Origin of the sequence: Bacillus sp. FSL L8-0193, from assembly GCF_037976065.1 — a bacterium.
Lineage (GTDB): Bacteria > Bacillota > Bacilli > Bacillales > Bacillaceae > Bacillus > Bacillus paralicheniformis.
This window is the reverse complement of record NZ_CP150261.1, coordinates 713,493-735,881: the sequence shown is the minus strand read 5'-3', so window position 1 is coordinate 735,881 and position 22,389 is coordinate 713,493. Positions and strand designations below refer to the sequence as shown.

The 22,389-nt window shown below is 46.0% G+C and carries 22 protein-coding genes, 1 pseudogene and 1 other annotated feature; of the genes and pseudogenes, 11 read left to right on the top strand and 12 right to left on the bottom strand.

From position 1 onward, the window contains the following. The 3 genes from MHH76_RS03685 to MHH76_RS03675 all read right to left on the bottom strand — a co-directional run bounded on the left by MHH76_RS03685 (window position 1) and on the right by MHH76_RS03675 (window position 3,202). Window positions 1-1,212: a DUF58 domain-containing protein gene (locus tag MHH76_RS03685; RefSeq protein ID WP_043054142.1), complete on the bottom strand. Its 1,212-nt coding sequence runs from the start codon at window positions 1,210-1,212 to the stop codon at window positions 1-3. Next, on the bottom strand, window positions 1,212-2,174 hold the full coding sequence (locus MHH76_RS03680) for a MoxR family ATPase (protein WP_020450424.1): 963 nt from the start codon (window positions 2,172-2,174) through the stop codon (window positions 1,212-1,214). The genes MHH76_RS03685 and MHH76_RS03680 overlap by 1 nt, the downstream gene beginning before the upstream one ends. A 155-nt stretch (window positions 2,175-2,329) precedes the next feature. Next, window positions 2,330-3,202, bottom strand: a complete 873-nt coding sequence (locus tag MHH76_RS03675; protein WP_020450423.1) for a cation diffusion facilitator family transporter — start codon at window positions 3,200-3,202, stop codon at window positions 2,330-2,332. Window positions 3,203-3,653: 451 nt separating this feature from the next. Between MHH76_RS03675 and MHH76_RS03670 the strand changes: the two are divergent. Beyond that, window positions 3,654-3,998, top strand: a pseudogene (locus MHH76_RS03670) (DUF4064 domain-containing protein); the annotation flags it as partial. A gap of 75 nt (window positions 3,999-4,073) precedes the next feature. Then, on the top strand, window positions 4,074-4,574 hold the full coding sequence (locus MHH76_RS03665) for a DUF4352 domain-containing protein (protein WP_043054556.1): 501 nt from the start codon (window positions 4,074-4,076) through the stop codon (window positions 4,572-4,574). A gap of 36 nt (window positions 4,575-4,610) precedes the next feature. Here MHH76_RS03665 and MHH76_RS03660 read toward each other — a convergent pair whose 3' ends face one another. Then, the gene (locus tag MHH76_RS03660; protein WP_043054141.1) at window positions 4,611-5,618 is read right to left on the bottom strand and encodes an acyltransferase family protein; all 1,008 of its coding nucleotides are present in this window, start codon (window positions 5,616-5,618) and stop codon (window positions 4,611-4,613) included. A gap of 274 nt (window positions 5,619-5,892) precedes the next feature. On the opposite strand from MHH76_RS03660, the gene MHH76_RS03655 reads away from it, so the two are divergent. Further along, on the top strand, window positions 5,893-7,434 hold the full coding sequence (locus tag MHH76_RS03655; protein WP_043054140.1) for a multicopper oxidase: 1,542 nt from the start codon (window positions 5,893-5,895) through the stop codon (window positions 7,432-7,434). 108 nt (window positions 7,435-7,542) lie between these two features. After that, window positions 7,543-8,415 carry an effector binding domain-containing protein gene (locus MHH76_RS03650; protein WP_020450419.1) on the top strand — a complete coding sequence of 291 codons (873 nt, stop codon included), beginning with the start codon at window positions 7,543-7,545 and terminating at the stop codon, window positions 8,413-8,415. A 43-nt stretch (window positions 8,416-8,458) separates the two neighbouring features. Here MHH76_RS03650 and MHH76_RS03645 read toward each other — a convergent pair whose 3' ends face one another. Together MHH76_RS03645 and lepB are read right to left on the bottom strand one after the other, a co-directional pair. After that, window positions 8,459-9,103, bottom strand: coding sequence for an SDR family oxidoreductase (locus MHH76_RS03645; RefSeq protein WP_043054139.1), 645 nt, complete (start codon window positions 9,101-9,103; stop codon window positions 8,459-8,461). Window positions 9,104-9,239: 136 nt separating this feature from the next. Further along, on the bottom strand, window positions 9,240-9,788 hold the full coding sequence (lepB, locus tag MHH76_RS03640; RefSeq protein WP_020450416.1) for a signal peptidase I: 549 nt from the start codon (window positions 9,786-9,788) through the stop codon (window positions 9,240-9,242). A 290-nt stretch (window positions 9,789-10,078) separates the two neighbouring features. Between lepB and MHH76_RS03635 the strand changes: the two genes are divergently transcribed. From MHH76_RS03635 to MHH76_RS03625, 3 genes are all read left to right on the top strand, one after another. Beyond that, window positions 10,079-10,327, top strand: coding sequence for a hypothetical protein (locus MHH76_RS03635; protein WP_043054138.1), 249 nt, complete (start codon window positions 10,079-10,081; stop codon window positions 10,325-10,327). A 116-nt stretch (window positions 10,328-10,443) separates the two neighbouring features. Next, entirely contained in the window at window positions 10,444-10,752 is a 309-nt protein-coding gene (locus MHH76_RS03630) for a hypothetical protein (RefSeq protein ID WP_020450414.1), read from the top strand. Between the two features lie 94 nt (window positions 10,753-10,846). After that, complete coding sequence (locus MHH76_RS03625) at window positions 10,847-11,839, top strand: DUF4003 domain-containing protein (protein WP_023855573.1); 993 nt, start codon at window positions 10,847-10,849, stop codon at window positions 11,837-11,839. A 44-nt stretch (window positions 11,840-11,883) separates the two neighbouring features. Here the strand turns inward: MHH76_RS03625 and MHH76_RS03620 are convergent, their stop codons facing one another. After that, on the bottom strand, window positions 11,884-12,903 hold the full coding sequence (locus MHH76_RS03620) for a PD40 domain-containing protein (protein ID WP_023855572.1): 1,020 nt from the start codon (window positions 12,901-12,903) through the stop codon (window positions 11,884-11,886). A gap of 56 nt (window positions 12,904-12,959) precedes the next feature. Beyond that, window positions 12,960-13,340: an RlpA-like double-psi beta-barrel domain-containing protein gene (locus tag MHH76_RS03615; protein WP_043054555.1), complete on the bottom strand. Its 381-nt coding sequence runs from the start codon at window positions 13,338-13,340 to the stop codon at window positions 12,960-12,962. A 192-nt stretch (window positions 13,341-13,532) separates the two neighbouring features. Between MHH76_RS03615 and MHH76_RS03610 the strand changes: the two genes are divergently transcribed. The 4 genes from MHH76_RS03610 to tyrS all read left to right on the top strand — a co-directional run bounded on the left by MHH76_RS03610 (window position 13,533) and on the right by tyrS (window position 16,650). Further along, window positions 13,533-13,934 (top strand): hypothetical protein, encoded by a 402-nt coding sequence (locus MHH76_RS03610; protein ID WP_206761178.1) that lies wholly within the window; start codon window positions 13,533-13,535, stop codon window positions 13,932-13,934. Between the two features lie 177 nt (window positions 13,935-14,111). Beyond that, the gene (locus tag MHH76_RS03605; RefSeq protein WP_230631826.1) at window positions 14,112-14,498 is read left to right on the top strand and encodes a hypothetical protein; all 387 of its coding nucleotides are present in this window, start codon (window positions 14,112-14,114) and stop codon (window positions 14,496-14,498) included. A gap of 197 nt (window positions 14,499-14,695) precedes the next feature. After that, window positions 14,696-15,142 (top strand): MarR family transcriptional regulator, encoded by a 447-nt coding sequence (locus MHH76_RS03600; RefSeq protein WP_223254891.1) that lies wholly within the window; start codon window positions 14,696-14,698, stop codon window positions 15,140-15,142. Further along, window positions 15,137-15,354: a binding site (T-box leader), on the top strand. It overlaps the preceding gene by 6 nt. Before the next feature lie 42 nt (window positions 15,355-15,396). Continuing rightward, the gene (gene tyrS / locus MHH76_RS03595; RefSeq protein WP_043054137.1) at window positions 15,397-16,650 is read left to right on the top strand and encodes a tyrosine--tRNA ligase; all 1,254 of its coding nucleotides are present in this window, start codon (window positions 15,397-15,399) and stop codon (window positions 16,648-16,650) included. A 215-nt stretch (window positions 16,651-16,865) separates the two neighbouring features. Here tyrS and pgmB read toward each other — a convergent pair whose 3' ends face one another. Genes pgmB through MHH76_RS03575 form a run of 4 tightly spaced genes read right to left on the bottom strand, consistent with a single transcriptional unit; the run spans window position 16,866 to window position 22,389 of the window. Continuing rightward, the gene (gene pgmB, locus MHH76_RS03590) at window positions 16,866-17,546 is read right to left on the bottom strand and encodes a beta-phosphoglucomutase (RefSeq protein WP_043054136.1); all 681 of its coding nucleotides are present in this window, start codon (window positions 17,544-17,546) and stop codon (window positions 16,866-16,868) included. Continuing rightward, window positions 17,543-19,249, bottom strand: a complete 1,707-nt coding sequence (locus MHH76_RS03585; protein WP_043054135.1) for an alpha-glucosidase — start codon at window positions 19,247-19,249, stop codon at window positions 17,543-17,545. The genes pgmB and MHH76_RS03585 overlap by 4 nt, the downstream gene beginning before the upstream one ends. Next, on the bottom strand, window positions 19,191-21,527 hold the full coding sequence (locus MHH76_RS03580; protein WP_043054134.1) for a glycoside hydrolase family 65 protein: 2,337 nt from the start codon (window positions 21,525-21,527) through the stop codon (window positions 19,191-19,193). The genes MHH76_RS03585 and MHH76_RS03580 overlap by 59 nt, the downstream gene beginning before the upstream one ends. Beyond that, window positions 21,505-22,389 carry a DUF1189 family protein gene (locus MHH76_RS03575; protein WP_043054554.1) on the bottom strand — a complete coding sequence of 295 codons (885 nt, stop codon included), beginning with the start codon at window positions 22,387-22,389 and terminating at the stop codon, window positions 21,505-21,507. The genes MHH76_RS03580 and MHH76_RS03575 overlap by 23 nt, the downstream gene beginning before the upstream one ends.

The following is a 22,389-nucleotide window of genomic DNA, read 5'->3' as shown; positions in this document are numbered from 1 at the left end:
TCACCTCGCTTCAGCAAAACCCCGGGAAAAATGTTCCCCGTAAATGACGTTCACTTCAATCCCCCGCGCTTTTAATTGTTGGACAGCGGCGCTTTCCTCACTTGAGAGAGCTCCGCCTTTTTTCTTCACCAAACAAATGACGGGCAGTCCGCTGGAGAGCGGTTTCTTCAAAACCTGCACCAATTCGTTGGTGATCCGGCTTGTCACAATATATTTAACGGCTTTTCTCATATCGGGATGGCCAAATTCCCCCTCCAGCAGACTGTGAAACGGCTGGACCGCATCGCAATCGGCAAGCGCCAAGTAGTAAAACAGCTTTCTCAGATGCTCCTCCCCTTGCCGAACCGGGAAGACATTCCGCTCTTTTCCTGTGGAAACAAGCCCTGCATTCGTCCCGCTCCTCATGGCAGAACGAATGATAGAAGCGGTAAACGCGACGATCTCTTCAAAAGCATCAGAGGGAGACTGATCCATGAAGACGAGCAGGTCATCCCCTTTCGTCTGCTCAAATTCCTTCGTCATCAGCTGGCTGCGCCGTGCTGACGTCTTCCAGTCGACCCATGCAAACCGGTCGCCCGGCTGGTATTCCCTGATACCTGATGCCAGTGTGCTGTCCTTTCGGCGAAGCTCTGAAACGCGGCCTGCATGTTCATCATAAGAGCTTCCGCTGGCGCGGAAAGTAATCTCTTGATAGGAAGGCAGAACGAGAAAGGAGTCTTCCAATTGAATCTCGCATTCTCTTTCCAGCAGTCCGAGCGGATCACCTGTGCGGACCCTGATTTTTGCTAAACGGTGGTCTCCTCTCGGGACCGAATTGATCGTGTACGTCATCTTAATTTCTTTTTTAAACCAAGGAAAGAGAAACTGTTTGGCTTCTGCCGAACGCCCGTTTCTCCCCAGCGAATCAGGCAGACAGTCTTCCACGATCATAAACATGATCGGAAAGGGCCATTTTCTCTTTAGCACGACAAAAGCCTCCAATTGATCACCGGCTTTATACTGCCCGCGGCTCAGCCTCCGCTCCGCTGTCATGTTCTTCAGCGGATAAAAGGCAAGCATGAAAGCATAAAGCACAAAGGGAAGAAATGAGTAGAACAAAAACCAGCTGACAAATCCCCCTTGAAACATCGCATAGCAAAACGTTGAAGCAAACAGAAGAAACACGATACACAGCTTCCATCCGTACTTCACAAGACCGATGCGCTCTCTCATCAGTTGCTCATCGGCCTTCTGACCGGAACTTCCGTTTTTGACATAATGTCCTGAAGAACAGCTTCAGGCCGCTTTCCTTCAAATTTCGCCTCTGACCGTAGAATCATTCTGTGTGCAAGGGTAAAAGGCGCCAAATACTGAATATCATCAGGAATGACATAATCACGGTTATATAAAAATGCAAACGCCTGAGCAGCCTTCATCAAGGCGATTGAGCCGCGCGGACTCACGCCGAGATAAACGGCGGAATGACTCCTCGTTTTTTGGGCGATCTCAACAATGTATTCTTTAATCGCAGCGTCTACATACACCTTTTCAGCCTCTTTTTGAAATGCGGCAAGCTCTTCTTTCTCTATGACAGGCTCAACTTCCTCAATCGGGCTGCGGTTTTCCTGAAGATCGAGCACTTGAAGCTCTTCGCGCACTGTCGGATATCCCATTCTCAGCTTGAATAAAAAGCGGTCAAGCTGAGCTTCCGGCAGCGGATATGTCCCTTCATACTCGACGGGGTTTTGTGTGGCCATTACAAAAAAAGGTTTTGAAAGCGGCATTGTCACGCCGTCTACTGTCACACTTCCTTCTTCCATCGCTTCCAGAAGCGCCGACTGCGTTTTCGGCGACGTTCTGTTGATTTCATCTGCGAGAATGATATCTCCCATAATCGGGCCTGAACGGTATTCAAATTCCAGTGTTTTCGGATTATATATGGAAACGCCTGTTACATCTGAAGGCAGTAAATCTGGCGTAAACTGGATTCTCTTAAATTCAGCGCCGGTTGACTTTGCCAGGGCGCGAACCATCATCGTCTTTCCGACGCCTGGAACGTCTTCCAGCAGGACGTGTCCGTTTGCAAGAATGGCAGTCAGGCTTAAAACGGCAATATCTTTCTTTCCTACCATTACTTTGTCAATATTATCAGCTACTTTTCCCAAAACGGGATGCAGCGTTTCTTCGTATGCCATCCTCTTCCTCCTCATTGCTGACGAATCGAATTTATTTAACTTTACCATAAACGATGTACTCTCAGAAAACAACTAACTGGAGGAAAATAGAGTTTTGTCTTTTTTTATTTCGAATTTCAGAGTGAAAAACAAAAAAAGCGGTCAGTGACCGCTTCTTATTTTTCTCCAGATGGCTCGATGTGAACATGGGAATGAACGATCGAGTGTTCCTCCTGCATTCTTCTCTCAATTTCATCGGCGATATCATGGCTTTCTGCAATGTTGAGGTCGGATCTCACTTCCACGATGATTTCCACGTGGATGGTGCTGCCCAAATAACGCGCTTTAACATCTTTGATTTTGCCGACGCCGGGAACTTTCCGAATCGTTTCTTTATACGTTGAAATATGTTTAATATCGAATCCGTCCGTCAAAGAATGGGCCGCCTCTTTAAAAATCCCCCAAGCCGTTTTGCAGATGATCAATCCGATGATAAATGCGGCTGCCGTATCGACCCAGGCAAGGTTAAATTGCGAAGCAAAGATGCCTGCGAACGTTCCGATGCTGACATAGGCATCCGATTTATTATCGGCGGCGGCTGCATAGAGGGCATGGCTGTTTACCTTTTTTGCCAGCCTTTTATTGTAGAGGAAAACCAAAAACATCACGACGGCACTGCCTGCCGCCGTCCAAGCCGCAATCATGTCCGGTGTCGTTTCTTTCGGATTAAACAGCATTTCACCCGAGCTGTACAGCACTTCAAGACCGACCACCATCATGATAAATGAAGCGATCATCGAGGCGATCGTCTCAGCGCGGAAATGTCCGTACGGATGGTCTTCATCAGGCGGCTTCTGAGAAATCCTGAGGCCGATCAGCACCGCTACTGAGGCAATAATATCTGTTGTATTGTTCAGTCCGTCGGCTCTGAGGGCTTCGGAGTGAAATAGAAGCCCGACGGCCAATTTAACAGCCGACAGTACAATGTAAGCGATGATGCTGACCCATGCCCCGGTTTCACCTTTTTTTAATTCATCATACCGTTCCATAAAAAGCTTCCTTTCCCATCCGTGTTTTCGCTTTTAATCATACAAAGCAAAACTTGAGTGAGTCTATAGAAACATGATTCACTTCTTGCAGAAATATAGTCAGAGTAGAACTTTTTTTATTTAAGGAAACAAATTTCAGTTGGGTCAAAACCGGTAAAACCCGCTCTGTATAAGGATTTTGCGAAAACCTCAATTTATTCACGCTGCATAGGATTAAAAGGTCGGTATCTTCTTTCTGAATATTTTTTCTTTAGTTCCCTTGCATGATTCTTCTAAAAAACATTAAACAAACCCAAAATTTAAACGATATTAAAAAAAGTCGAAAATAGTCCTTAAAACTCTGACAATATAAAATAATAGTAAAATAGTCACGAAAAATATATGGACTTTTTTCCTTTTTTGGATTAATATGTTTTAGACATTATGACATAGCTTATAAGGGGGACATCACATGTCAGAACAAACGAATTTTCAAGCCCCTGTCAAACGTACAGCAGAATTTGTACTGGGGTTACTAGGCGGTATTTTCGGGATTTTTGCAGGATTTTCAGGTTTATTATTCGGAGGATTAGGCGCCGCTTTAGAAGCGGATGGCGCCGGAGAAGTTATCGGATCATCCTGGGCGGTTATTTTGCTGTCTGCACTGGCCATCGTCGGTGCATGTATCGTAAAAAAACAAACTAAATTAGCGGGTACTTTTTATATCGCGGCTGCAATAGGAGGAACTGTCGGCGTCAGCCTGGCATATATCGTTCCGCTTATTCTGCTATTAATCGGCGGATGTAAAGCATTGTTCAGCGGCGAGAATAAAGGCCTTGTCCTTAAAAAATGGTGGTTCTATGTCACGATTATTGGATCCATCGTATTCGTCATGATATTCGCTTCAAGCGGCTCTTCTTCTCAAGAAAGCAAATCGTCCGGTAGCAGTGCAAAGACGACAGCCGCAAAAACTAGCGAAGAAAAAAGCAATGACGATGCCAAAGAAGAAAAAACTGAATTTGGTTTAAATGAAACAGCTGATCTGGATGGCACCCAAATCACAGTGACCAACGTTAAAAAATCGATGGGTAATGAATATATCAAGCCAAAAAACGGTAATGAATATGTAGTTGTAACACTTAACATAGAAAATAAAAGCGATAAAGATATTTCCTATAACCCGCTTGATTTTCAAATTCAAAATGAAGATGGACAAATTACGCAAAATACGTATGGACCATCAGATGATAATGACCTATCATCTGGAAACCTGACACCAAACGGTAAGGTATCTGGAACAATCACTTTCGAGTCTAAAAAGAGCAAAACATATAAGGTCCTCTACACTCCCGAATTTTGGAATGATAAAAAGATTACTTTCAACCTTCAATAATTCAAAAAAACTTGCAAAGTCTCTTTTGCAAGTTTTTTAATTGCATTTCTTCCGCCCAAGCACGATCGGATAACGGTTCAATAAAAAGATGCAAGGCACCATAACAAGCAATGTCATACCGGTGTAAAGCGCGCTCCATAACAGGGAACCGTATGTCTCATCAAGGGAAACCTGGGTAAAGTAGTAGACGACGGCTTTCAGCATCCTGATGACCGGGTAGTGCAGTACGAGAATGATCAGCGAGTTTTTCCCGAGGAATTGGAGTAGCTTCATTTTTTCGAGTTTAAAACTGCTGAAAATGACGCCTGCCGTTCCCAGAAATGAGGTCAGATAAAAGACCGCCATTTTTCCGTACTCATTGGCCCTCATATCCACTCTGACGTTCAGGGTCTGTAAAAAGCCGACCGCGATGAATAAGAGAAGCGCTGGCAGCAGCGTTCTTCCGTCTCTCATCTCCCTCAGGCTATTTCTCGACAGAAAACCGGCCGAATAAAATACGATGGCGGTCAAGGCCACTTCAATATTCCACGGCAGCTTGATGCCCACAAATTGATCATTCAAATAGCCCAAGGCGGCCGACACCATTACGGCAATGACGATAAACAGCCTTCCTTTCCCCCATCTCTTCACGATAAAAAAAAGCATTTCAACGATGAATAAGCATGTTAAAAACCAGAGCGCAGGGTTGTGTGTCAGCATGTAGTCATCAGGAATCGAATAAAAAATGCCTTTAAACGGTACAACCGGATCAACATCCGAACTCCCCGTAAACGTAAAATGCCTCTCGACGAGAACCCAGAATAAATAGGCAAGAACGGAGAAAATGAAGTATGGCAAAAGAAGCGTCTTTATTTTTTTAAAAAGAAATGATGTAAAAGTCATCTTCCCATCATGGTAAACGAGGCCGGACAGAAAGAAAAACAGCGGCATATGAAATGCGAAAATGAACGTTTTCAGCCAATCCGGCGTCGGTGTATGGCCCAACACGACCAATATAATTCCCACGCCCTTCGAAACATCAATCCACTCTATTCTTTTCTGCAATACGGGTATCTCCTTTCAGACCGCTTCGCCCCATAAGAAAGGGTTTACACATAATGTATCATCATCCCCGCCTTTCTTCCTCCGCGAAGCATGCCTTAAGGCGATTTTTAATCGTTAGGAAATATTCTGTTCATCTTCTTGTCATGATCGATTCTTTTTTTTAACATTCTCAGCACAAATTACATTTCTTATTCTCATCATGAGGAACCAGACCATGCAACCCGTCTTATAATGTAATGATCTTTTCATTAGAACAAAAGAGGACAGGTGAAACATGAAACTTGAAAAATTCGTTGACAAACTCCCCATTCCGAAAGTGCTTAAACCCCACAGCAAAAGCAAGGAAATGACCTATTATGAAGTCACGATGAAAGAATTTCAGCAGCAGCTCCACCGCGATCTGCCGCCGACCCGGCTGTTTGGATATAACGGGGCCTATCCCGGCCCCACCTTTGAAGTGCAAAAACACGAAAAAGTCGCGGTCAAATGGTTGAATAAGCTTCCGGATCATCATTTTCTCCCCGTCGACCATACAATTCATGACGACGGCCATCATGAACATGAAGTCAAAACGGTCGTTCATTTGCATGGAGGCCGGACACCGCCTGATAGCGACGGTTACCCGGAAGCCTGGTACACTAAAGATTTTCAAGTCAAAGGCCCTTTTTTTGAAAGGGAGGTGTATGAATATCCGAATGAGCAGGATGCTACGGCTCTCTGGTATCACGATCATGCAATGGCCATCACAAGGCTGAATGTATATGCGGGGCTTGTCGGTTTATATTTTATCCGCGACAGGGAAGAGCGGTCATTGAACTTGCCGAAGGGAGAATATGAAATTCCGCTCTTGATTCAGGATAAGTCCTTTCATGAAGATGGTTCATTGTTTTATCCGCGGCAGCCTGACAACCCTTCGCCGGATCTTCCCGACCCGTCGATTGTTCCGGCTTTTTGCGGTGATACCATTTTAGTCAACGGCAAGGTATGGCCTTATGATGAACTGGAACCTCGAAAATACCGTTTTCGGATACTGAACGCCTCCAATACGAGAATCTTTGAGCTGTATTTCGATCATGACATCACATTTCACCAAATCGGCACTGACGGTGGTCTTCTGCAGCATCCGGTTAAAGTCAATGAACTGGTGATCGCACCGGCTGAAAGATGCGATATCATCGTTGATTTTTCACGAGCTGAAGGAAAAACCGTGACATTGAAAAACCGGATCGGCTGCGGCGGACAAGACGCGGATCCCGATACAGATGCCGACATCATGCAATTCCGCATCTCAAAACCATTGAAGCAAAAAGATACAAGTTCATTGCCGAGAATATTGAGAAAACGCCCATTTTACCGGAGACACAAAATCAATACCCTTAGAAATCTGTCGTTGGGCGCGTCCCTTGACCAATATGGAAGACCTGTTCTGCTTTTAAACAACACAAAATGGCATGAACCGGTAACTGAAACTCCCGCCCTCGGCAGCACTGAGATCTGGTCGATCATCAATGCCGGAAGAGCGATCCATCCGATCCATTTACATCTTGTCCAATTTTTGATTCTCGACCACCGGCCGTTTGATATCGAACGGTATCAGGAAAACGGAGAACTAGTCTTTACAGGTCCGGCAGCTCCACCGGCACAGAATGAAAAGGGGCTGAAAGACACCGTCAAAGTACCTCCTGGCTCGGTGACGCGGATTATCGCAACCTTCGCACCGTACAGCGGCAGATATGTTTGGCACTGCCACATTCTGGAGCACGAAGATTACGATATGATGCGCCCTCTTGAAGTAACGGATATTCGTCATCAATAAGAAAAAGCCTCCGCATTTGGAGGCTTTTAAAAAAGCACAAATCATCAAAAAAACCATCGCTTGATCCTGTACAATAGGATCATCAAATCGTAAAGGCTGTGGATGAATATGGATGATTACGAAAGAATTCAAAACGCGGTTCATTTTATCGAAGAACACCTTCAAAACGATTTAAACATTACGGATATTGCGGCTAAATCATGTTTCTCCCCGTTTCATTTTCAAAGGCTTTTTCAGGCGATCTCCGGTTTTTCCGTTTATCAGTACATTCGCAACCGGCGTCTGTCTGAAGCTGCGCTTCTGCTTGAGAAAACAGACCGTTCCATTCTCGATATCGCAATCGATTTCGGCTATGGCTCACAGGAAGCTTTCGGCAGGGCATTCTCACAGTATTTCGGCATCACTCCGGCCAAGTACCGCAAAGCAAAGGTCAAGCTTGATTTTCAAACCAAAATGAATTTTCTCGAATATAAAGAAAGGATGACTGGAGATATGAACATCCCAAAGCCGCACATCACTCATTTAAACGATATACATATGATCGGATATGAGTACCGGACAAATTTAAACGAGGAAAAGTATTTCGAAGATATCCCGAAATTCTACAACGATTTCGGCAGAAATGGATACTTTATGCAAATCCCTCAAAAAACAGATCCGAATATGTGTTACGGGCTGTCATGCCGCTTCCAGGATGACGGAGGTTTCTCATTTATCATCGGGGAAGCCGTTCGCGAAACAGCAGCCGGAGAAGTGCCGGAGCCGCTTATGTATATGAAAATTCCCGGCGGCAAATACGCCGTATTTCATGTGAACGGATCGACCGAATCCGTGCAGAACACAAGAAGATACATCTATGGATCATGGCTGATGAATACCAATTACGAGAGAACAGAAGGACCGGACTTTGAAGTGACTGATGTGTGCCGTTCGGTGCCGCCGAACGAGATGAAGATGACTATCTATATTCCGCTTCTGTAAAAACGCCGGGGAACCTTCTGACCACAGGTTCCCCGATTCACTTTTATATCGATTTAAGCGCCTCGGCGGGCGTTTGATCACCCGAAACCAAATCGAATGAACGCCGGAATGTATGCTCTTCAGCGAGCGCCGCCAAGATGGTATCAGCCACATCTTCTCGCGGAATCGTTCTGCGCTCAAGGTTTTCCGCCGCTTTCACCCGGCCTGTACCCGGTTCGTTTAACAGCCCTCCCGGACGGATAATCGTGTAGTTTAATCCGCTGCCTTCAAGAATCCGATCCGCATAATGTTTGGCGACATAATACGGTTTTAACGCTTCACTCCAATTTTCACGGCGGTGTGCCTGCAATGTGCTGACCATAATAAAACGGTGGATGCCCGCTTTTTCGGCAGCTTCGATCGTTTTAACCGCCCCATCCAAATCCACCAAAAGCGTTTTATCAGCGCCCGTTTTGCCGCCTGAGCCGGCGGTAAAGACAATCGCGTCGCAGCCTTTCGCCGCTTCTGCGATGCTTTCCACAGTGCCTTCTAAATTAGCGAGCGCAGTTTCTGTTCCCGATTGTTTCAAAGCCTGCGCCTGCTCTTCGTTTCTCACCATTGCTCTGACTTGATGTTCATCGCTCTCATTCAAGCTTTTCGTCAAGCGGCGCCCGATTTGTCCGTTCGCCCCCACTACAAACACTTTCATCTGTTCATCCTCCTTGTTGTCCAGTTTCTTTTTTCATTATTTCACTGTACAGACAATGTTTCAAACCGCCCGCTCGCCAAAATGCGCGAATGCTAAAAAGGCTCCCCATTCGTATCATGGGAAGCCTTTTTCGTTTCTATTCTATTCCGCCGATCTCATTGAAAGGAAAATAGCGGAACTCAACTTTGCCGACAACGGAGTCCATTGTAATAAATCCGAAAAAGCGGCTGTCCTTGCTGTTTTGACGGTTATCACCCATCACGAACAAGTGGTCTTCCGGCACCTTTTGTTTGCCGGTTAATTTCTCCAGTGTGAAATTATCTGTTAAATGTTCATGAAGCGTCAGCTTTTGTTTGTTTTTCTTTAAATAAGGCTCATCATATACTTTTCCGTTAATATAAAGGACATCGTCCTTCATTTCGATCGTATCCCCCGGGAGGCCGATCACCCTTTTCACATAGTTTTCATCCGAATCAGGCGCGTGAAAAATAATTTTATCAAAGCGCTGAATATCGCTGATTTTACTAACCATGACCATGTTGCCGTCCTCTAAAGTCGGATACATTGAATCTCCCAAAACAGTTGACGGCGTAAACAGAAAATAGCGGCAAACCATGACAAGCGCGGCGGCTATGACAAGTGTTTTCACCCACGATAAGATTTCTTTTTTTCTACTATTTTTCATAAGTACTCTCCTTCACTTTCGGATCGTTTCATCGGCATTCCGCTCCTTCTATCCTATCAGACTGTCCGCCTGAATGCTTTCTCGCAAGCATCGGCAGGCGCAGCCGAAAAAAAATAGTTGATACATAATAATATTAGCGGTTGAAACGAAAAATCCTTTTATTCAATGTTGAATTTTGTCAGTTGATCAGCTTATTTACGGCACAACAAACCATTACATATGCACAAGCAAAACGCCCCTCTTTATAATACATTATCATATCATGACCCAAAGGCGGTGATTGCCTCAAAATGAGCAGCTACGAAGAGTACTATGACAATTACGATCCATACAGCCCTGAGCGGGAAAAAGAAAGACAGTCAAGGAAAGCGCTGCGTTCGGCGGATACCGATAAAACGGATAAAACGGATAAAACGGATAAAACCGTTAAAACGGATAAAACCCGCAGCTCTGACGATGACCGGTTCAAATGCAGAAAAAGAAAGTGTTTTTCCGATGATGACGACGACCGTTTCAAGTGCCGCAGAAAGAAGTGCTGACCATTGATCTTTAAAGCCGATTCATATCGGCTTTTTTACATATACCACGGCTTCACCGTTCCAAGCCGGAACATTCATCCATTAGATGAATACCATAAATCTAAAAGGAGATGGAAATGAATATGAGTGTTCCGAAAGATGCCGTTTGCTCAATGCCCCATGATCATCAAAGGTCTTTGCACGATTTATGCCGCAAATACATGCACTATCACGTCGTGCTGAAAATGAAGGACGGCCGTTCCGTTCACGGGATCCTTGAAGGGGTGAACCGTCAGGAAGCATCTCTCCTCATTCCCGAAGACGTGACAGATGAAAGGCAGTTTTACGGCGGATACGGATATCCGCGCCGGCGATTCCGACGGTTCAGGAGCAGGATCTTCCCGTTTGTTATTATTGCCGCGCTGTATCCTTTTCCATATTATTAAGCAAAAGCCCGGTATGATGCCAAATCCATGAAACTTATTTTCCTTTGCTTCGTATATACAAAAACGACGCAAACCGAGGAAGGAGACAGATAAAATGGCATCTGCTAAACTGCAGCAGCGATTGGATCAATATAAAGCAATTTACTCTGAGTTAAAAAGCGATTTAAAATGGAAAGTCACAGATCAGCGGACATTGATGATGATTGCTTCCATGTATGTCGTCAACAAGCGGCCTTTTAATAAAGAACGGTTTTTAACGCTTAGTGAGGCCGTCAAACAGGCCGCCGGGACATTTTCGCCGTTAAAGTCGGCCCATCGCTATACATTCGCCGCTATGTTTGACGTGCGCTTCGAAGAACCTGAAACGCATATCAGACCTTTTTTCATTATTTACGAAAAACTGACCGGCAACGGATTCAAAAAAAGCATTTTCACCTACTTGTCCGCACTTATCCTTTTGACAAAATATCCTGATGAGCATGATCATGAAGACAAAATCAATCGGGCTTTGTCTATTTACAAAGGAATGAAGGACAAGCACGTCTTCTTAACATCTGCCGGCGATTACCCGCTCGCCGTGCTTTTGGCCGGTTCAGACATGGAAACAGGTGAACTGATCGACTATATCGAAGCGTTTTACCAAAAGCTGAACCAAGCGGGTTTTCGCAAAGGGAACGATTTGCAGTTTCTCAGCCACATCCTCTCGCTTTTGCCGGAGCGGGATGCCGATCAGCTTGTCGCCCGCTCCCTTCGGATATACGATGAATTGACAAAAAAGCATAGAAGACCGAAGCCTGTCCATTACCCGGAAATCGGACTGCTTGCATTGCTTGAGAACGGTGAAAAAGACATAGATGCCATCACAATCATGGCAGGCGCATTGAACAGCGATAAACTGTTCAGGTGGCAGAAAGACATGAATCTGAAAACGGCTGTCAATTTGTACATGAGCGAAAAAACGGAAGATCCGACGCTTCTGGAAACAGGACTTTATCAAACGCTTGAAGCCGTTATTCAAGCACAACAGACGGCAGCAATCGCCATTATGACGAGCTCGGCTGCGGCATCTCAGGCAAACGGCTCATGATAAAACATCAGCCGGCACAGACTGTTTGTGCCGGCTGATGCTCATTATTCGTCAATAACGGAAAAGGTGTTGATAATCCCGTTTGTTTTTTCCCAGGCTTTGCTCACTTTTTTCGTATCCATATCATACGAATAAATCGTTCTCACCCTTGCTTCGCTCCCCGTTTCATCTTCAAGCAGCTTCGCATCTTTTGCTTCAGCGAGAAAGTAGAGTTTTTTCCCGTCTTTCGAGAATTGCGGCTGTGCTGAGTCGACTAATGAAAATGCCCGCTGATCTGAAATGATCGCTTTATATTTTTTCGTTTCGGCATCCATCGCATAAATCGACTTCTGATCATCAGCCGATTCTGTAAAGACGATCGTTTTGCCATCCGGCGAAATTGCCGTGTCATTGATAAATTTTGCGATCGTTTTCACCTGGTGCTGATCTTTCTCATCCGCCAGGGAAATGTTCATATTCGTCGGTTTGGGCGGCACTCCTTTGCTGTTGGCCTCATCTGTTTTTTGATAGTCTTCTTTCAATGAATAATGCAGTATAACGAATTGATTGTTCGCTTTGTTGTACTGATAGTAGCTGACGCTCTCGTCCTTGTTGTTTAACGATGGATAAATGACGTGAAACGCCTTTTGTTTTAAATCAAAGGAAGCGAGGTGAAAATTTCTCTCCTCCGCAAGGTTGTATCGCATGAACAGCTTCGAACCGTCCGCCGATAAACTGAGTCCGTCGACATATTCATCCCCTGAATATAGGGTTGTTTTTTCGCCCGACTGCAAATCCAGCCTGATCAAATGCTTCATATTGCTGTTATCGGTGTTCGTATAATAAAGAATGCGTTTTTTCCGGTCTAATGCCGCAGCCGGGTAATCCGTCATCTTTTCTTCATACAGCTTATTTTGATTTTCATAGTAAGCGGTCATCAGCTTCTGATCGGTTATCGATACGAGCAGGTCCGAACCGCCGCCCTTTGCCGGCTCCGCTTTTTCCGGGACGAAATAGCGGAAGGCCGCAAATGCGCCTGCGGCTAAAATGACGGCCGCCAACAAAAACACAAAGACTTTTTTCATATTCGCCCCCGCCAATTGAAAGAAGCAAGAAAACGATTTTCCTTGCTTCTTTTCTCCTATTTTTTATATGTATAATGTCCGGCTACCTTTCCTTTGCTTGTCGGAAATCCCAAAGCTCTAAAAGCTTTCGGGCTTACATCCAACACAGCGCCCGGCATTCTGCCGACATCATATTTATAGACTGTAATGACTTTCTTTGGTTTTGCTTTAGAATAGGCTCTTATTTTTGTGCCTTTTCTCGGAACATCGAAGCCCATCTTTGTGGCGCAGTCCCAATGGCCGAGCCTTTTGCCGTCAGCGCCGACTTTGCCCACGCCGTTGTACCAAGTGATGTAGCCGCTGACTTTTTTCGTTTTAGCACTCGCCTCACCGGCAAAATTGAATGCCAATAGCAAGCTGCCTGCCAAAGCAAAAACAGAAAAAAGTATCTTCTTCATATAAAAATATCCTCCGTGAATGGGATTTTTTTCTGACATTCAAATTATACCTTTTTTCATAGAAATGGTATTTTACAGTTTGTTTACGTTTAAAATGCAATTATTACGCCCAGTTTTCTACCAGACTATCAAGAACAGATGACACCTTTGCCGGGATCGTTCGTATATAAAAGAGAAACCGAAATGAATAGGATGATCACAGTGAAAAAATCGAAACTGATCTCGTTATCCGCGGCTGCGATGCTTTTCGCCGTTCCCCTATCTGGATGTTCATCATCCGCTTCAGACCGTTCACAGGAGGTCTCAGAAGACCATTCCATTCAAAAATACGATCTCGTATGGTTTGATTACGTGAATGACAGCGAATCCGACAAAGCACCTTTACTGAAAGCATCATACGTGAAAAATGGGAAAGAAAAGACGGAGACTTTCAAAAAATATGTAGAAAATGTGGAAAATGTCGAACAGCCTTATATTAAAATCCGCGATCATGAAGCCTTCATCTACCGTCCCCCATACATCAAATATGACCAGGAGCCGCTTGAGGGCGTCGTCAAAGATAAAGTGGAACAAAAAAGCAGTGATGAACAATGAAGAAAAAAAGCGCTCCTCTTATTTTGATCATGGCGCTGTCTCTCTTGCTGCCTTTTGCTCAAGCAGAGGCAACAGGCAGCAATGGAACATCCGGAACCAAGGCTTCGAGTTCCTCGGCTAATAACAGCTCCTTTAAAAACACGTCCGGGTTCAGTCAACCAGAGAATGCGCAGTTATATGAATCAGTCTGCGAGCCGACAATATTTAAACAAGAGCAGTCAGTTCAACGCCATCCAGCGGACATTGCCGTCCAATGCCCTGTACAAAGGGAGCATCAAGCAAACACTCAATCAAAATCCTGCTGGATCAGCCTTTTTGAATTACTACTTTCCATACTGGATGATCTTCCACGCGGGCGGATATACAGCAGAACAAAAAAGCATGCTCCGCACCGCCGGAATCAAAGAAAAAGCGCTCTCTGAACGAAAAGAAAAAAGATATTGGCTGTTGATTGAAGATCAAAACGGAAAAGAACATGCCGTCCTCGTCTCGAAAAAACAGTATGACAACATTCAAAAAGGGGATCGGGTTGAAGTGCGCCGCAAACAGATCACCAAAAAATAGCTGAAACAAGAGCCGGTCATCATCATGATGCCGGCTTTTCTCGTCATATCAAAAAAGGGCTTGCATGGATGAAAACCATCTGTTAAAATTCGTTTCATAGCTAATGATTCTGAAAATAAAAAGGCAGGCGTCACGATTTGGATAGATCCCCCCATCTTCGACAGGAAGAACACGACACACTCATCAAGCTGAAACGCATGCCGATCGAGTCCTTGAATCTTGAAGCCATTTCGGTTGCCACCAACCTTTACCGGTCAGCGCAAAAGCTCCGCGTCAAAATGGAGACCGAGATCCTTTCCTCATATCAATTGTCATGGACGGCTTTTTCGATTCTTTACGATCTATGGGTATGGGGCAGGCTTGAAACGAGAAAACTCGCTGAACTGTCAGGCATTTCAACAGCCACTGCGAGCAATGTCATTAAAACGCTTGAAAAAAAGAACTTTTGCGGAAAAAGCACGGATCCGAGAGACCGCAGACACGTATACGCCGAGATCACCCCTGAAGGAAAAGCCGCTATTGAAGAGCTCTATCCGGCGTTCCACAAAGGGGAAACAATGCTGATCAAAGGCATGACAAAAGAGGAGCAGAATACATTGATCGAGCTCCTTCGAAAAGTGAACGACAATCTTCATAAACCATAAGCAACGACGGGAACAAGTAGCGGGCTGTCTCCCTGTTCCAGAGAGCCGGCGGCTGGTGCGAGCCGGTACAAAGGCAGACGCGAATTACCTCCCTGAGCTTTCTTTGTGAACCTTCAAGTAGCAAAGAACGGGAAACCGTTATCTGAAATAGAGCGGAAGACGGAGGTCTTCAACCAGGGTGGTACCGCGTGCATTTGAGCCACGTCCCTTATCGGGATGAGGCTCTTTTTTTATACAAAAAAGGAGGAGTTATCATGCAGCAACAACAATTTGATCAACTGACAACTGCCGAGAAGCGGGAAGTCGAAAGGCAGCTTCACTTATATATGAACGGAGCGGAGGAGGTCATTCCCCCGGAAGAACTGCGGGCAAAGCTGGCCAAATCGATTTTGACCGGCGAACCGCTGAAAATTAAGCTTGGTCTCGATCCGTCGGCGCCTGACGTTCATTTAGGCCACACTGTCGTCTTGAATAAGCTGCGCCAATTTCAGGAAAACGGGCATATCGTCCAGCTCCTGATCGGAGATTTCACAGGAAAAATCGGCGATCCGACAGGAAAATCCGCCGCAAGGAAACAGCTGACGGACGAAGAAGTCCGCCGCAATGCCGAAACATACTTTCAACAGTTTGGAAAAGTGCTTGATCAGAACAAAGTCGAGCTTCACTACAACTCAAAATGGCTGAAACGATTAACCTTGGAAGACGCCATTGCGCTCGCGGGCAAAATTACCGTCGCCCGTTTAATGGAACGCGATGATTTTGAAGAAAGAATTGCCATGCAAAAGCCGATTTCGCTTCATGAATTCTTTTACCCGTTGATGCAGGGATATGATTCGGTCGTTCTCGACAGCGATATCGAACTGGGCGGAACGGATCAGCATTTTAACGTGCTCATGGGCAGACACTTTCAGGAAAAGTACGGAAAAGAAAAACAGGTCGTCATTCTCATGCCGCTGCTCGAAGGACTTGACGGGGTTGAAAAAATGTCGAAATCAAAGAACAATTACATCGGCATTGATGAAGACCCTCATGAAATGTTCGGAAAAACGATGTCGCTTCCGGACAGTTTGATGAAAAAATATATCCATCTTGCGACCAACCTGGAGGCGGAAGATAAAAAACGACTTGTCAAAGATTTGGAAACGGGGGCCGTTCATCCGCGAGATGCGAAAATGCTTCTCGGGAAAATCATCGTCAACATGTATCATGGAAGCGAGGCGGCCGAAGCGGCCGAACAGCAGTTTAAAAAGGTTTTTCAGCAAAACAGCGCGCCGGACAATATAACGTCTGTACACTGGCAAGGTGACGGAACGGTGCCTGTCACCGATTTATTGGTGACGCTCGGACTCCTCCCTTCCAAAAGCGAAGCCCGCCGAATGATCCAAAACGGCGGCGTTAAAATCAACGGCATCAAAGCAGAATCGATTCATGCGGATGTGGCGGTCGAACACGGTATGATTATCCAAGTCGGCAAACGGAAGTTTGTCAAATTGCAAATGCCTCAATAAACATTCAGCCTAATCATCCTTTTAAAAGGATCGATTAGGCTGTTTTTCATGAAAAGCGCAGGCGTTAGAATTTGCAACAGGTCGGTATTCAATCGCCTGATGGTTTCGATTCGAAAAGCATATCCGAACGGCCTCCCGAACACCTTGATCTTATTTTTGCCTTCTCCTCTCTGATTGCAAATAAGGCCGCCAGCGGCGGCCTGCCATTTTACGATTCATTTGTCTTCTCTTATGCAGCAACAGCGCTGCCATCCTTCCTTCAGCAGCTCAAATGTCAGCTCGTTTGTGTCGGGCACGATCAAATCAGCCCCGCTCAGCGATGTCTCATCACCGACTCCCACCGCAAACATCCCTGCGGATTTGATCGCGGCGATCCCGGCTTCAGCGTCTTCGATTGCTGCACACTGAGACGGAGACACACCGAGCAGCGCTGCGGCCGTCAAAAAGATTTCGGGGTCGGGCTTTCCGCGAGCAAGCGCAGCCGGGTCAACGACAGCATGAAATTCGTCCATGAGCCCGAGCCGTTGCAAAATAGCGGGCGCGTTTCGGCTTGACGAAGCTAACGCGATGCTTACATTTTCCCTTTTCAATTCGGCAAATAGCCCGGCGATTCCCGGCAACAGGTCATGCGGTGTCAAGTTTTGGATCAGCTGTTGGTAGTATTGATTTTTCCGGCGCATGATCTCTTGTTTCTCCGCCTCCCGATACGTTCCGGCCGCACCGCCGTGAATCAAAATCGTGTTAAGCGACTGCTCTCTGTCGATGCCTTTCAGCCGTTCATTAAAGCTCCGGTCAATCTCAATGCCGATTTGTTCGGCAGTATGTTTCCAAGCGAGATAATGATACTCGGCCGTATCCGTGATCACGCCGTCCAAGTCAAAAATGACCGCTTTCATAATGTCGAACCCTTTACCCGGCTGATCATCATAAAAGCTTCATAGGGTTCCATGTCCATGCTGCCACTTATATCAAGCCGCTCGCGGGCGTAATTGGATAACAGCACATCCCACTTGTCTTCAAGCAATTCCGGCGGAGCATGAAACAGCGCCTTTTCTTCTGACAAATTCACGGCGACTAACAGCTTTTCGCCCCGGTATTCACGGATATACGCAAAGATTTGCGGATCATCCTCAAGCAGCAGCTGGTAATCTCCGTGTACGATAACTTTATGTTGTTTGCGCAGCCCGATGAGCTTCTGATAATAATAGAAAATCGAATCTTCATCTGAGAGCGATTCCTTCACATTGATTTCTTGATAGCGGGGATTTACCGCCAGCCAAGGCTCTCCAGCTGTGAAGCCCGCGTGTTTTCCGTCATCCCATTGCATCGGCGTTCTCGCGTGATCCCGCCCTTTTTTCGCCACTGCTTTTCGAAAGTCTTCCTCTGTCATCGTTTGATTTTCAATGACAAGTTCTCGGTATGCGTTTTTGATTTCGAGATCATCATACATCTTGAGCGGCATTTCACTGTTTGTCATGCCGATTTCTTCTCCCTGATAAATGAACGGGGTTCCCTTCATCCCGTGCAAGACCGTTGCAAATGCTTTGGCGCATTGTTTGCGCAGTTCGCGGTCATTGCCCCAGCGGGATATGACCCTCGGTTGATCATGATTTTCGAAATAGAGCGTGTTCCAGCCGACATTCATTAAAGCGGCCTGCCACCTCGTCATCGTCTTTTTTAAAGCGATCGGAGCAAACGGCTTCATCTGCCATTTCCCATTCGGCGAATGTTGTTTTGTATCGATGTCCATATGTTCAAATGTAAAAATCATGTTCAGCTCATGTCTGCTTGGATCCGTGTATTTTATCGCTTCTTCAACATCTGAGCCGTTTGCTTCGCCGACCGTCATGCAGTCGTAACGGGACAGCACTTCCCGGTTCATCTCTTGTATAAATTCGTGCAGACGGGGGCCGTTTGAATGATAGCGGCCGACGACATAAGGACGGCTGTCATCTGTTTCATAATCGGGAAAGTCGACGTATTTGGAAATGGAACCGATCACATCCATCCGCCAGCCGTCCACGCCTCTGTCCATCCAAAACGTCATCAAATCGTATACTTCCCGGCGAACCGCTTCATTCTCCCAGTTTAAGTCAGGCTGCTTTTTCGAAAAGTAGTGAAGATAATACTGCCCTGTCCGCTGATCGAATGTCCACGCCGATCCTGAAAAGATCGATCCCCAATTATTCGGTTCTGAACCGTCCGCCTTTGGATCTTTCCAAAAATAATAATCACGGTAAGGATTGTCCTTTGACTTGCGGCTTTCGGCAAACCAGGCATGTTCATCAGACGTGTGGTTCACGACAAGATCCATGATGATTTTCATTCCGCGTTTATGCACTTCATCAATCAATTGAAACATATCATCGTTCGTCCCGAACTTTTCGTATATGCTTCTGTAGTCGCTGATGTCGTAGCCGTTGTCATCTTGCGGGGAATCAAACACAGGACACAGCCAGATAACATCGGCTCCGAGGCTTTTAATGTAATCGAGCTTTTGAATCACGCCCTGCAAATCACCGAATCCGTCTCCGTTGGAATCATAAAAACTCCGCGGGTAAATTTGATACACGACTGCCTCTTTCCACCATTGGCTCATCGGGCATCCTCCTTTCATACCGTCCGTTCAGTGCGATTTGCTCTCCATAAACTGTCATGGAAAACGGTTCTCCTTTTACAAGGTTGAAGGCGACGCTGTTTTCCTCTACCTGCACATTGATTAGCCGGTTCCGATAATTGATGTTGAACGAATAACCGTCCCATTCCTTCGGCAAAAACGGAGCAAACGACAGCGTCTCATCTTGGGTCCGCATGCCGGCAAATCCTTGCACGATCGCGAGCCAGCTTCCAGTCATCGATGTAATATGAAGCCCTTCCTCTGTGTCATGATTGTAATTATCCAGGTCAAGCCTCGCTGTACGCTTATACAGTTCAAGCGCTTTCTTTTCCATTTTGAGTTCAGCCGCCAGCACCGCATGGACAGACGGCGAAAGGCTCGATTCATGAACCGTCATCGGTTCATAAAATTCAAAGTTGCGCCGTTTTTCTTCCGTCGTAAATCGATGATTAAAGAAATAAATGCCTTGCAGAACATCCGCCTGCTTAATAAAACTGGAGCGGAGAATTTTGTCCCATGACCAATTCTGATAGAGCGGGCGGTCATCCGGTTCAAGCTCATCCGCTGCCTGAAGCTCTTTATCTAGGAATGTATCATGCTGAATAAAAACATTTAATTCCTCACTGTATGGATAGTACATTTTCGCAATGATATCCTTCCACCTCTCGATTTCGGCTTCCCGTATATCAAGCCGGCGGCATTTTTCCTCCGGGAGGACAGCGAGGTTTTCGAGCGTGTACTCAAGCGTCCACGACGCAATCAAATTCGTATACCAGTTGTTGTTGACATTGTTTTCATATTCATTCGGCCCTGTAACGCCGTGGATCATATATTTGTTGTTACGTTTTGAGAAGTGGACACGGTCAGCCCAAAATCTGCTGATTTCCACGAGAACGTCTATCCCGTATTCTTTCATATAGTCTCGGTCGCCTGTGTAATTGACATAATTGTAGATCGCATAACAGATTGCGCCATTGCGGTGAATTTCTTCGAAGGTGATCTCCCATTCATTGTGGCATTCATCGCCTGTGAAGGTCACCATCGGATAAAGGGCTCCCCTCAGCCCCAGTTTGGCCGCATTCCGTTTAGCTGCCTCCAAATGATGATATCGGTATAAAAGCAGATTCTTTGTCACCTCCGGCTCGGCCGTCGCCAAATACACAGGAACGGCGTACGCCTCAGTATCCCAGTAAGCGGCTCCTCCGTATTTCTCGCCCGTGAATCCTTTCGGCCCGATGTTTAAGCGCGAATCGGTTCCGTAGTATGTCGAGAAAAGCTGAAAGAGGTTGTACCGGATGCCCTGCTGAAGCTCATCATCCCCTTTAATTTCAATGTCAGCCTTTGCCCACCTTTCCATCCAATGTTCGGTATGCCTCCGCTTCGCTTCTTCATATCCCTGCTGAAGAACATCAGCCAAAAGCGCCCTGCCCTTTACTAAAAGCTCTGCTTCTTCAAAGTCCCGGGACGTTGTGACAATGATCAATTTTTTTAAAGAAGCCTTTGTTCCCGGCTTCACTTCGTAACAGAAGCGGTTTTCCGCGTACATCGCATCCGTTTGAAAATGCTCGCTGACATATCCTTCTGTCACATTGCACATTGAAGCAGCCACCGTAAAACGCGGCGTTCCAAACGGATTCTCAATCGTTTTTGTCACAAGATGACCGCGATGAGATTCGGCGCCTTTCGCTTCTTCCTGCCAAAACCGCTCTTCGAAATTGGCATCCTCATTTGCGACATGGCCATCAAGATAAGGGACAAGTGTAATAACAGCTTCATCGGTCAGGCATTCCGCTTCATAATGAATCGCGCACAGCTGCTGGACATCAAGACTAAGAAAGCGCTCCGACGAAATTTTGACAGCCTTTTGATTCACGCGAACGACAGCGCTTCTCCGCAGGATGCCTTCCTTCATATTGAGCTCCAATTCAAACGATTCGATGCCGTTTTGATTGAGGTCGACTTTTTCGTCGTCTACATATACATCAATTCCGATGAAATTCATCGCATTGATCACTTTCCCGAAATATTCGGGATAGCCGTTTTTCCACCAGCCGACACGCGTTTTGTCCGGGAACCAAACCCCTGCGATATATGTGCCTTTGAGACTTTCGCCTGAATAGCTTTCTTCAAAATTCCCCCTGATCCCCATATAGCCGTTCGCCAAGGATGTCAGACTTTCCTGAAGCCGCTTATGTTCTTTTTCAAATTGGTTTGTTTTGATTTTCCACTGGTCGATCTCAAATAGCCGCTGATTTACCATGATTTCCTCCTGACTGAAGATTTTCGTTGTGATGGCGGGTTTTGAATATATGCCTGAAGATGAAAGAGACCATCAAAGCGCTTCCGCACGAATGGATGAGCAGCATCATGATGAAGTCAAAGCGGATCATACCAAAAGCCATTGCAGCCGCTGCCGGAAGCGCTGATCCGCACACCGCCGCTGCGGCCGCTTCCTTAAACGACCTTATCCCGGTCATGTTGGATTTTTTGGAGATCCAGATGCCTCCCGTCAGAACGGCCGTTACAAAAAGCGAAATGATGAAAACCGCGGAACAGGCCAGCATGATGATAAGCGGCTTATATTGGGCAAACCACATGGCACCGATAAAATCCCCTACATGATCGGCATCTAGATCATTCAGCCCGGCCTTTGCCGGATAGCGGACAGAAAACCCCGCTCCGCTTTGATCGCTGATAATCAGATGATCTGACTGAAAGATGAGCGCGTTTTGATAGCCGCCTTCCGCCTTTATCCGGCCGTTCTCACCGCTTGTTTTCAATTCATGCTTCAAATCGACCGCCAGCAAGGTTTTCTCTTTCTCCACACGGTACAGCTCGTCTGTGCCTGTCAATCTCCCGTTTGTCAATTGGTAGCCTTTTAATTGTTTGATGAATGCCGCGTCAGCCTTATGAACAACGTTTGGGAGCAAATTCCCGGCGTTGAAGCGGTCCATTTTCATCAACGCAATCGACACGGGCGCCGTTAAGCAAGCTGTCAAAAACATAAACAGAAAAGAAATTTCGAGCCAGCTGAATGTATGTTTGCAGCGCATGACGCCCGCCGGTGATGCCGCTGCTTTAAGAAAGCGGACGATCAGCTTTTCGTGTCTCATGTCGTTCAT